Here is an 11,254-nt window from a genome sequence, read left to right on the forward strand (position 1 = left end):
GGCAGAACATGGTTGAACTCGAGATCGACGGCAAGAAGGTTGAGGTTGCTGAAGGCAGCCTGGTGATGGAAGCCGCCCGCCAGTTGGGCACCTACATCCCGCACTTCTGCTACCACCGTAAATTGTCCATCGCGGCGAACTGCCGCATGTGCCTGGTTGAGGTTGAGAAAGCGCCCAAGGCGCTGCCCGCCTGCGCCACGCCGGTCACCCCTGGCATGAAGGTCTTCACCAATTCGGAGAAGGCAGTCAAGGCCCAGAAGTCGGTGATGGAATTCCTGCTGATCAACCACCCGCTGGACTGCCCGATCTGCGATCAGGGCGGCGAGTGCCAGTTGCAGGATCTGGCGGTGGGCTACGGTGCATCGGAATCGCGCTACAAGGAAGAAAAGCGCGTCGTATTCCACAAGAACGTGGGCCCGCTGATCTCCATGGAAGAGATGAGCCGCTGCATCCACTGCACCCGCTGCGTGCGCTTTGGCCAGGAAGTGGCCGGCGTGATGGAGCTGGGCATGCTGGGCCGCGGCGAGCACTCCGAGATCACGACCTTCGTTGGCCAGACCGTGGATTCGGAACTGTCCGGCAACATGATCGACCTTTGCCCGGTCGGCGCGCTGACCAGCAAGCCGTTCCGCTACTCGGCACGTACCTGGGAGCTGGCACGCCGCAAGTCGGTGTCGCCGCACGATGGCTTGGGCGCGAACCTGGTGGTGCAGACCAAGAACCAGCGCGTGATGCGCGTGCTGCCGCTGGACAACGAAGCCGTCAACGAATGCTGGCTGTCCGACAAGGACCGCTTCTCGTACGAAGGCCTCAACAGCCCGGACCGCCTCACCAAGCCGCTCGTCAAGCAGGGCGGCGAGTGGATGGAAACCGACTGGCAGACCGCGCTGGAATACGTGGCCAACGGCCTCGCGAGCATCAAGCGCGACCATGGCGCCGACCAGATCGCCGCGCTGGCCAGCCCGCACAGCACACTGGAAGAACTCCACCTGCTGGGCAAGCTGGTGCGTGGCCTGGGCAGCGACAACGTCGACTTCCGCCAGCGCCAGACCGATTTCTCGGCCGCCATCAAGGGCGCGCCGTGGCTTGGCCTGCCGATCGCCGATGTCTCCGCGCTGCAACGCGTGCTGGTGATCGGTTCCGCCCTGCGCAAGGATCATCCGCTGCTGGCCGCGCGTTTGCGCCAGGCTGGCAAGAAGGGGGCCCGCGTGGCCGTCCTCGGCGCCAGCGCTGACGATCTGCTGATGCCGCTGGCCGCACGCATTGACGTGGCGCCGTCCGGCTGGACCGCAGCCCTGGCCGGCGTGGCACGTGCCGTTGCCGCTGCCAAGGGCGTGGCCGCTCCGGCGGGCACCGATGGCTTCGATGGCGATGACAAGGCCAGGCTGGTTGCCGACGCGCTGCTGTCGGGCGAGCGCCGCGCGGTGTTCCTCGGTAACGAGGCCGTGCGTCACCCGCAATTCGCCGCGCTGCATGCGCTGGCACAGTGGATCGCCACGGAAACCGGCGCCACGCTGGGCTTCCTGACCGAAGCCGCGAACACCGTCGGTGGCTATATCGCCGGCGCGCTGCCGCAGAACGGCGGCGCCAATGCGCAGGCCATGTTCGACACGCCGCGCCGTGCCTACGTGCTGTTGAACACGGAACCCGAGTTCGATGCCGCCAACCCGACCCAGGCGCTGGCTGCGCTGGCCCAGGCCGGCACCGTGGTGGTGCTGTCCGCGTTCCGCTCGGACGCCGCGCTGCAATACGCCGACGTGATCCTGCCGGTGACCCCGTTCACCGAGACCGCCGGCACGTTCGTGAACTGCGAAGGCCTGCCGCAAAGCTTCAACGGCGTCGTCCGCGCGCTGGGCGATTCGCGTCCGGGCTGGAAGGTGCTGCGCGTGCTGGGCAACCTGCTGGACGTGCCTGGCTTCGACTTCGAGACCGCCGAAAGCGTGCGCGACGAAGTGCTGGCCAAGCCGGTCGCACCGCAACTGAACAATGGCACCGACGCGGCCATCCGCGTTACCGCCCAGGTCGCGGGTGGGATCGAACGCATCGCCGATGTGCCGATCTACCACGCCGACCCGATCGTGCGCCGTGCCGATTCGCTGCAACTGTCCGCAGCCGCTCGCCGCGCCATGCAAGCCGGCCTGTCGGCCGACCTGTTCACCTCGCTGGGTGTGCAGGCTGGCGACCCGGTGCGCGTGACGCAAGGGCAGGGCAGCGTGGTGCTGCCGGCCGCCCTCGAAGCCATGTTGCCTGCCGGCACCGTGCGCGTGTCCGCTGGCACCGTTGCCGCGACCACGCTGGGTGCGCCGTCTGGCACTGTCACCGTAGAGAAAGCCATCGACCTGGCCGCCACCGCGAAGGGCGCGGCCGAGCCGGCGGCCACGGCATAAGAAGAGCGAGAAAGAAACATGATCGATTGGATTACCTCGCAAGGACAGAATCTCTTCGGCGGCGCCTGGACGCCGCTGTGGATCCTGATTCGCGCCGTGGTCATTGTGGTGCCGCTGCTGTTGTGCGTGGCCTACCTGATCCTGTGGGAGCGCAAGCTGATTGGCTGGATGCACGTGCGTATCGGCCCGAACCGAGTCGGGCCGCTGGGCCTGCTGCAGCCGATCGCCGACGTGCTCAAGCTGCTGCTCAAGGAAGTGATGATGCCCACGCAGGTCAGCCGGGGCATGTACCTGGTTGCCCCGCTGATGGTGCTGATGCCCGCCGTGGCGATCTGGGCGGTGATTCCGTTCCAGGCCGAAGTGGTGATGGCCAACGTCAACGCCGGCCTGCTGTACGTGATGGCGATCAGCTCGGTTGGCGTCTACGGCGTGATCCTGGCCGGTTGGGCCTCCAACTCCAAGTACGCCTTCATCGGCGCCATGCGTGCCGCGGCGCAGATGGTGTCGTATGAAATCGCCATGGGCTTTGCCCTGGTGACGGTGCTGATGGTGTCGGGTAGCCTGAACCTGTCGGCCATCGTCAACTCGCAGAACACCGGTTATTTCGCCAACATGGGGATCAACGTACTGTCGTGGAATTGGCTGCCGCTGCTGCCCATGTTCGGCGTGTACTTCATCTCCGGCGTGGCCGAAACCAACCGCCACCCGTTCGACGTGGTGGAAGGCGAGTCGGAAATCGTTGCCGGCCACATGATCGAATACTCGGGCATGGGCTTCGCGCTGTTCTTCCTGGCTGAGTACATCAACATGATCGTCATCTCGACGATGACCGCGTTGATGTTCCTGGGGGGCTGGGCGCCGCCGTTCGAGAGCTTCATCACCAATGCGGTCCCGGGCTTCTTCTGGCTGGTGATCAAGGTATTTTTGCTGCTGTCGGTGTTTATCTGGATTCGTGCTTCGTTCCCGCGCTACCGCTATGACCAGATCATGCGCCTGGGCTGGAAGATCTTCATCCCGCTGACGGTGGGCTGGCTGGTCATCGTCGCGATCTGGATCCGGTCGCCCTGGAATATCTGGCATTGAACGGCCAAAGCAGGGGCGCTGCCACGACAGGCGGCGCCCTGCGGAATCATTAGGAAGCAATCGTCATGCTGCTCGCCATCAAGGACTTCTTCAACAGCCTGCTCCTGAAGGAACTCTTCAAGGGCATGGCTCTGACCGGGCGCTATCTCTTCGCCCGCAAGATTACGGTCCAGTTCCCCGAAGAGAAAACGCCGATGTCGCCGCGTTTTCGCGGCCTGCACGCGCTGCGCCGTTACCCCAACGGCGAAGAGCGCTGCATCGCCTGCAAGCTGTGCGAAGCGGTTTGCCCGGCTGTGGCCATCTCCATCGAGTCCGATGCCCGCGCCGATGGCACCCGCCGCACCACGCGCTATGACATCGACCTGACAAAGTGCATCTTCTGCGGCTTCTGCGAAGAAGCTTGCCCGGTCGACGCCATCGTCGAGACGCATATTCTCGAATACCACGGCGAAAAGCGCGGCGACCTGTACTTCACCAAGGACATGCTGCTGGCAGTGGGCGACCGCTACGAGCCGCAGATCGCCGCGGCCAAGGCCGCGGACGCCAAGTATCGCTGATAAGCGCATTACAGGGCATGCCCGCCGAACCTGGCGGGCGTTGCCAATGCATTGTGAATCGGGCCCCGTGTGGGGCTAACGAAAAGGATGCCGCAAGGGCAGGCCACCAGGGGTGGCTTGTGCCGGAAGGCTCGACGAGGACCATGGAACTCACGACCACCATCTTCTATGTCTTTGCGCTGGTGCTGGTGCTCTCCGCACTGAAAGTCATCACTGCGAAGAACCCGGTGCACTCCGCACTGTTCCTCGTGCTGTCGTTTTTTACGGCAGCCGCGATCTGGATGCTGCTGAAGGCCGAATTCCTCGCCATCCTGCTGGTGCTGGTGTACGTGGGCGCCGTGATGGTGCTGTTCCTGTTCGTGGTGATGATGATCGATATCGACATCGAGCACCTGCGGCGGGACTTCTGGACCTATGTGCCGCTGGCTTCGGTGATCGGCGCGCTGATCATCGGCGAGATGGCCACCGTGCTGGTGCGTAACTTCATCGGCACCACGGTGCCGCTGAACAACGTGGCGCAGGGCCCGGACTACTCCAACACGGCCGCGCTCGGCAAGCTGATCTACACCGACTACATCTACGCCTTTGAAGTGGCGGGCATCATCCTGCTGGTGGCGATCATCGCCGCCGTCGCGCTGACGCTGCGCCGCCGCAAGGACAACAAGTCGCAAGACGTGGGCGAGCAGTTGCGTACCCGCCGCCAGGACCGCGTGCGCCTGGTCTCGATGCCCAGCGAAGCCCGTGCCGGCGCCCAAGCCAGCCCGGATGCCGCGGCTGCCGCTAACAAGAACTAAAGCCCGGAGAAACGCTGTGCTCTCTCTCGCCCATTTCCTCGTGCTCGGTGCGATCCTGTTCGCCATCAGCATCGTTGGTATTTTCCTGAACCGCAAGAACGTGATCGTGCTGCTGATGGCGATCGAGCTGATGCTGCTTGCGGTCAATATGAACTTCGTCGCCTTCTCGCACTATCTGGGCGACCTGGCAGGACAGGTTTTCGTTTTCTTTATCCTCACGGTGGCTGCGGCCGAATCGGCAATCGGCCTTGCAATCCTGGTCGTGCTGTTCCGCAACCTGGACACGATCAACGTGGACGACATGGACACCCTCAAGGGTTGATCCGCGCCGCTACGTTATGAATCAAGACCGTTCTCCGACCGCACACCACTAAGCGTCCTATGGCAACCACGCTCGACCCCAACCTGCTACTGGCGATTCCGCTCGCACCGCTCGCCGGTGCAGCCATCGCCGGCCTGTTCGGCACCAAGTTCTTCAGCACATTCTCCTCGGAGACACGCGCCGGCCGCACGCTGGCCCACACCGTGACGATTCTCGGCGTGGCGATTTCCTGCCTGCTGTCGATCATCGTGCTGATGGACGTCATGAACGGCGCGAGCTTCAACGCCACCGTGTACGAGTGGATGAAGATCGGCGACCTGAAGATGGAAGTGGGCTTCCTGGTCGACTCGCTGACCGCGATGATGATGGTGGTGGTGACCTTCGTCTCGCTGATGGTGCACATCTACACCGTCGGCTACATGAGCGAAGACCCCGGCTACAACCGCTTCTTCGCCTACATCTCGCTGTTCACCTTCTCGATGCTGATGCTGGTGATGAGCAACAACTTCCTGCAGCTGTTCTTCGGCTGGGAAGCTGTGGGCCTGGTGTCGTACCTGCTGATCGGCTTCTGGTACACCCGCCCGACCGCCATCTTCGCCAACCTGAAGGCGTTCCTGGTCAACCGCGTGGGTGACTTCGGCTTCATCCTCGGCATCGGCCTGCTGCTGGCCTACAGCGGCAGCATGAACTACACCGAAGTCTTCGCCGCGCGCGACCAGCTCGCCACGGTGATCTTCCCGGGCACCGACTGGTTGATGATCACGGTCGCCTGCATCTGCCTGTTCATCGGCGCCATGGGCAAGTCGGCGCAGTTCCCGCTGCACGTGTGGCTGCCTGACTCGATGGAAGGCCCGACCCCGATCTCCGCGCTGATCCACGCCGCCACCATGGTGACGGCCGGCATCTTCATGGTCGCGCGCATGTCGCCGCTGTTCGAGCTGTCGGACACCGCGCTGTCGTTCGTGCTGGTGATCGGCGCCATTACCGCGCTGTTCATGGGCTTCCTGGGCATCATCCAGAACGACATCAAGCGCGTGGTGGCTTACTCCACGCTGTCGCAGCTGGGCTACATGACCGTCGCCCTGGGCGCGTCGGCGTACTCGGTGGCCGTGTTCCACCTGATGACCCATGCTTTCTTCAAGGCACTGCTGTTCCTTGCCGCGGGCTCGGTCATCATCGGCATGCACCACGATCAGGACATCCGCAACATGGGTGGCCTGCGCAAGTACATGCCGATTACCTGGATCACCTCGCTGGTGGGCTCGCTGGCCCTGATCGGCACGCCGTTCTTTGCTGGTTTCTACTCCAAGGACTCGATTATCGAGGCCGTGGCCGAGTCGCATATCCCGGGCTCGGGATTCGCTTACTTCGCGGTGCTGGCCGGGGTGTTCGTCACGGCGTTCTACTCGTTCCGCATGTACTTCCTGGTGTTCCACGGCGAAGAGCGTTTCGGCAAGGAGGACCACCACGCGCATCACGAGGGCAACCATGACGATGAGGAGGCAACGGCCGACCATCATCACGGCCTGGCCCCGGGCGAGAAGCCGCACGAGTCGCCGTGGGTCGTCACGCTGCCGCTGGTGCTGCTGGCCATCCCGTCGGTGGTGATCGGCGCGATCGCGATCGGCCCGATGCTGTTCGGCGACTTCTTCAAGAATGGCGTGGCCTTCAAGAACGTGATCTACGTGGGTGAGAACCACCACGCGATGGCGGAGCTGACCGAAGCCTTCCACGGCTGGGTGGCGATGGGCCTGCATTCGCTGACCACGCCGGTGCTGTGGCTGGCCATCTCGGGTGTGGTGCTGTCCTGGTTCTTCTACATGAAGCGCCCGGATATCCCCGCCGCGATCAAGCAACGCTGCTCGGGCCTGTACACGCTGCTCGACAACAAGTACTACATGGACGCCATCAACGAGGCAGTGTTTGCCCGCGGTGCACGTCTGCTTGGCACCGGCCTGTGGAAGGGCGGCGACCAGGGGCTGATCGATGGCCTGGTGGTCAACGGTGCCGCACGTGTGGTCGGCTGGTTCGCTTCGGTGAGCCGCTACCTGCAGTCCGGCTATATCTACCATTACGCATTCGCCATGATCCTGGGCATGCTGGTACTGCTGACGATGACGGTGTTCGGCACCTCACTCGCCACAGTGGGCACCAAGTAAGGAAAACAAGAAAATGGTTCTGTCTTTCGCTATCTGGCTGCCGATCTTTTTTGGCCTGCTGATACTAGCCTCGGGTTCCGACCGCAGCCGCTGCTATGTGCGCTGGATGTCGCTGTTCGGCTCCATCGTCAGCTTCATCGTCACGCTGCCTCTGGTGTTTCATTTCGACCGCTCCACGGCGGCCATGCAGTTCGTCGAGAAGTCGGGCTGGATCGAGCGCTTCAACATCAACTACCACCTGGGTGTCGACGGCATCTCGATGTGGTTCGTGGTGCTGACCGCCTTCATCACGGTGATCGTGGTGATCGCCGCCTGGGAGGTGATCACCGAGCGCGTGGCCGAGTACATGGCAGCGTTCCTGATCCTGTCGGGCGTGATGGTCGGCGTGTTCTGCGCGCTCGACGGCATGCTGTTCTACGTGTTCTTCGAAGCCACGCTGATCCCGATGTACATCATCATCGGTGTCTGGGGCGGCCCGAACCGTGTCTACGCGGCCTTCAAGTTCTTCCTCTACACGCTGCTCGGCTCGCTGCTGACGCTGGTTGCGCTGCTGTACCTGTACAGCAAGACCGGTACGTTCGAGATCCTCGAATGGCACCAGGCCAAGCTGTCGATGAACGAGCAGATAGCGCTGTTCATTGCCTTCTTCATGGCCTTCGCCGTGAAGGTGCCGATGTGGCCCGTCCACACCTGGCTGCCCGACGCCCACGTGGAAGCGCCGACCGGCGGCTCGGTGGTGCTGGCCGCCATCATGCTGAAGCTGGGCGCCTACGGTTTCCTGCGTTTCTCGTTGCCGATCGCACCCGACGCCAGCCATAGCCTGTCTGCGTTCATCATCGCGATCTCGCTGATCGCCGTCATCTACATCGGTCTGGTCGCGCTGGTGCAGGCCGACATGAAGAAGCTGGTGGCGTACTCGTCGATCGCCCACATGGGCTTCGTCACGCTGGGCTTCTTCATCTTCAACGAGATCGGCATCGAGGGCGGCATCATCCAGATGATCTCCCACGGCTTTATCTCGGGCGCGATGTTCCTTTGCATCGGCGTGCTGTATGACCGGGTGCACTCGCGCCAGATCGCCGATTACGGCGGTGTGGTGAACACCATGCCGAAGTTCGCGGCGCTGTCGGTGTTCTTCGCCATGGCCAACTGCGGCCTGCCGGCTACCTCGGGTTTCGTCGGTGAGTTCATGGTCATCCTGGGCGCGGTCAAGTTCAATTTCTGGATCGGCCTGCTGGCAGCCACAGCACTGATCCTGGGCGCCGCCTATTCGCTGTGGATGGTCAAGCGCGTGATTTTTGGCGACGTGGTGCACAAGCACGTCGCCGAGCTGGCCGACCTGAGCAAGCGCGAGTTCCTGATGCTCGGCCTGCTGGCGATCATGACCCTGTATATGGGCCTGTATCCGAAACCCTTCACCGATGTGATGCACGCTTCCGTGGTGAACCTGCTGTCGCACGTGGCGCAGTCGAAGCTGTAATCGGGGAGAGAAACAAACATGCAACCGTCCTCGACATTGGCACCTGTGGCGCCAATCATTTTCCTGGCGATCGGGATCGCCGCGGTCAACTGGATCGACCTTGCCCGCGGCAAGAACCGCACCAGCGTGGCCTATCCGCTGTCGCTGCTGATCACGCTGGTGCTGACCGCGTGGTTCGGCATCAACGGCGTGGCCGGCGAGACCCATTACGCCTTCGCCAACCTGGTGGTGGTGGACCCGATGGCCAACCTGCTGTCGGCCTTCGCTTCCGCGGCGCTGTTCGTCACGCTGGTCTACACCCGTAGCTACCTGGCCGACCGCGACATGTTCAGCGGCGAGTTCTACATGCTCGCGCTGTTCACGCTCGGCGGGCAGATCGTGATGATTACCGGCAACAACTTCCTGACCCTGTACCTGGGCCTGGAATTGCTGTCGCTGGCATCGTACGCGCTGGTGGCCTTGCGCCGCGACAACCGCGTGACCTCCGAGTCCGCCATCAAGTACTTCGTGCTGGGCGCACTGGCCTCGGGCTTCCTGCTGTATGGCATGTCCATGCTGTACGGTGCCACCGGCTCGCTGAACCTGGGCGAAGTGTTCCGCGTGGTGGAATCGGGCCGCGTCAACACCACCATGCTGGCCTTCGGCGTGGTCTTCATCGTGGCCGGCATTGCGTTCAAGATGGGCGCCGCACCGTTCCACATGTGGATCCCGGACATCTACCAGGGCTCGCCGACCGCGGTGACGCTGCTGATCGCTGGCGCGCCCAAGCTGGCTGCGTTCGCCATGGCGCTGCGCCTGCTGGTGGAAGGCCTGCTGCCGCTCGCGGTGGACTGGCAAGTCATGCTGATGGTGCTGGCCGTGGCGTCGCTCGCCATCGGCAACCTGACCGCCATCGTGCAGACCAACCTGAAGCGGATGCTGGCTTACTCCACCATCTCGCACATGGGCTTCCTGCTGCTGGGCCTGCTGTCTGGCGTGGCCGACGGCAAGGCCGACGGCGCCGCCAGCGCCTACGGTTCGTCGATGTTCTATGCCGTGACCTACGTGCTGACCACGCTGGGCACCTTCGGCATCGTGCTGCTGCGCGCCGGCAAGGATTTCGAAGCCGAGACCCTGGACGACCTCAAGGGCCTGTCGCGCAAGAACCCCTGGTACGCGCTGCTGATGCTGGTGATGATGTTCTCGCTGGCCGGCATTCCGCCGACCATGGGCTTCTACGCCAAGCTGGCGGTGCTCGAAGCCGTGGTCAAGAGCGGCATGACCTGGCTGGCCGTGGCGGCCGTGCTGTTCTCGCTGATCGGCGCGTTCTACTACCTGCGTATCGTCAAGCTGATGTACTTCGATGCGCCGGCCGACGAGCGCAAGCTGGAGTCCAGCTTTGGCCTGCGTTCGATGCTGACGCTGAACGGCGCGGTCATCATTGCCCTGGGCCTGTTCCCCGCAGCGTTGATGAACCTGTGCTACCAGGCGATCCGCGCCACGCTGGCGTCCTGATGCACCACGGCGGCGTAGCGATATGAGTTCATCTGCGGCGGGCTGGTTTGTCATCTTGTTGGCATTGGTCTGTGCCAACCTGCCGTTCATCAACCAGCGGCTGTTCGCGCTGATTCCGCTGCGTTTGGCCAGGAAGCCGCTGTGGATGAGGCTGGCTGAGTTGATCACCTGGTATGTGGTGGCGGGCCTGGCCGGCTTCGCCGTGGAGGCGGGGCTGGGCAACGCCTTCCCGCAGGGCTGGCAGTTCTACGCCATTACCGCCTGCATGATGCTGGTGTTTGCCTTCCCGGGCTTCACCTGGCAGTACCTCGTCAAACATCGCGCGGCTTGACAGCCGGGTAGCGAAGGCGCCCGGGCCGGCCGCGTCCGGACCCGGAGCTTTCATGAGCGACAAGATTGACACGCTGGACGCCAGCGAGATCGCCGCTGGCAGCGATCAAGGCCTGAAGGAAGTGTGCGTGGCGTCCGCCACGCTGCACACAGGCAGATTCCTCACTCTCAAGCAAGATATCGTCAAGCTGCCCGACGGCAAGCATGCCGGGCGGGAATACGTGCTGCATCCGGGCGCGGTGATGATGATCCCGCTGTTCGATGATGGCACTGTGCTGCTGGAGCGGCAGTACCGCTACCCGGTTGGTGAAGTGATGCTGGAGTTTCCTGCCGGCAAGCTGGATCCCCAGGAAGGCGCGCAGCGCTGCGGCGAGCGCGAGCTGCGGGAGGAAACCGGCTACAGCGCGCGGCGTTGGGATTACCTCACGCGCATCCATCCCGTCATTTCGTATTCCACCGAGTTTATCGATATCTTCCTGGCGCGGGGCCTGACCGCCGGGCCGGCACAGCTCGATGAAGGCGAATTCCTCGAGACGTTTATCGTGCCGGCGGGGCAGGTGATCGATTGGGTGCGCTCGGGGCGGATTACCGACGTGAAGACGATCATCGGGGCGTTCTGGCTGGAGAAGGTGGTGTCGGGGGTATGGG

General features: G+C 63.3%; 10 protein-coding genes. All 10 read left to right on the plus strand.

The window, feature by feature from the left end; translation table 11 throughout:
- Positions 1-8 precede the first annotated feature (8 nt).
- Entirely contained in the window at positions 9-2,387 is a 2,379-nt protein-coding gene (gene nuoG / locus AC1RWI_RS29810) for an NADH-quinone oxidoreductase subunit NuoG (protein WP_492870103.1), read from the plus strand.
- Positions 2,388-2,405: 18 nt separating this feature from the next.
- Complete coding sequence (gene nuoH, locus AC1RWI_RS29815; protein WP_043344744.1) at positions 2,406-3,470, plus strand: NADH-quinone oxidoreductase subunit NuoH; 1,065 nt, start codon at positions 2,406-2,408, stop codon at positions 3,468-3,470.
- Between the two features lie 65 nt (positions 3,471-3,535).
- Positions 3,536-4,027: an NADH-quinone oxidoreductase subunit NuoI gene (nuoI, locus tag AC1RWI_RS29820; RefSeq protein WP_006156830.1), complete on the plus strand. Its 492-nt coding sequence runs from the start codon at positions 3,536-3,538 to the stop codon at positions 4,025-4,027.
- 143 nt (positions 4,028-4,170) lie between these two features.
- The gene (locus AC1RWI_RS29825; RefSeq protein WP_492870104.1) at positions 4,171-4,821 is read left to right on the plus strand and encodes an NADH-quinone oxidoreductase subunit J; all 651 of its coding nucleotides are present in this window, start codon (positions 4,171-4,173) and stop codon (positions 4,819-4,821) included.
- 16 nt (positions 4,822-4,837) lie between these two features.
- A complete protein-coding gene (nuoK, locus tag AC1RWI_RS29830; RefSeq protein WP_006156828.1) occupies positions 4,838-5,143 on the plus strand; it encodes an NADH-quinone oxidoreductase subunit NuoK in 306 nt (101 codons plus the stop codon).
- 59 nt (positions 5,144-5,202) lie between these two features.
- Positions 5,203-7,302 (plus strand): NADH-quinone oxidoreductase subunit L, encoded by a 2,100-nt coding sequence (gene nuoL, locus AC1RWI_RS29835; protein ID WP_492870105.1) that lies wholly within the window; start codon positions 5,203-5,205, stop codon positions 7,300-7,302.
- A 13-nt stretch (positions 7,303-7,315) separates the two neighbouring features.
- Positions 7,316-8,782: an NADH-quinone oxidoreductase subunit M gene (locus AC1RWI_RS29840; protein WP_492870106.1), complete on the plus strand. Its 1,467-nt coding sequence runs from the start codon at positions 7,316-7,318 to the stop codon at positions 8,780-8,782.
- 18 nt (positions 8,783-8,800) lie between these two features.
- Positions 8,801-10,276 (plus strand): NADH-quinone oxidoreductase subunit NuoN, encoded by a 1,476-nt coding sequence (gene nuoN / locus AC1RWI_RS29845; RefSeq protein ID WP_492870107.1) that lies wholly within the window; start codon positions 8,801-8,803, stop codon positions 10,274-10,276.
- A gap of 22 nt (positions 10,277-10,298) precedes the next feature.
- Entirely contained in the window at positions 10,299-10,607 is a 309-nt protein-coding gene (locus tag AC1RWI_RS29850; RefSeq protein WP_492870108.1) for a DUF2818 family protein, read from the plus strand.
- A 52-nt stretch (positions 10,608-10,659) separates the two neighbouring features.
- A partial coding sequence (locus AC1RWI_RS29855; RefSeq protein ID WP_492870109.1) for an NUDIX domain-containing protein occupies positions 10,660-11,254 on the plus strand: 595 nt, incomplete at its 3' end.

It is taken from the genome of Cupriavidus sp. MPR-AND1C (assembly GCF_058809705.1).

Bases quoted from the DNA above. Each gene is read 5' to 3' on its own strand.
- nuoL (WP_492870105.1), top strand. From the start codon at position 5,203: ATGGCAACCACGCTCGACCCCAACCTGCTACTGGCGATTCCGCTCGCA.
- AC1RWI_RS29825 (WP_492870104.1), top strand. From the start codon at position 4,171: ATGGAACTCACGACCACCATCTTCTATGTCTTTGCGCTGGTGCTGGTG.
- nuoN (WP_492870107.1), top strand. From the start codon at position 8,801: ATGCAACCGTCCTCGACATTGGCACCTGTGGCGCCAATCATTTTCCTG.
- nuoH (WP_043344744.1), top strand. From the start codon at position 2,406: ATGATCGATTGGATTACCTCGCAAGGACAGAATCTCTTCGGCGGCGCC.
- nuoG (WP_492870103.1), top strand. From the start codon at position 9: ATGGTTGAACTCGAGATCGACGGCAAGAAGGTTGAGGTTGCTGAAGGC.
- AC1RWI_RS29840 (WP_492870106.1), top strand. From the start codon at position 7,316: ATGGTTCTGTCTTTCGCTATCTGGCTGCCGATCTTTTTTGGCCTGCTG.
- AC1RWI_RS29850 (WP_492870108.1), top strand. From the start codon at position 10,299: ATGAGTTCATCTGCGGCGGGCTGGTTTGTCATCTTGTTGGCATTGGTC.
- nuoI (WP_006156830.1), top strand. From the start codon at position 3,536: ATGCTGCTCGCCATCAAGGACTTCTTCAACAGCCTGCTCCTGAAGGAA.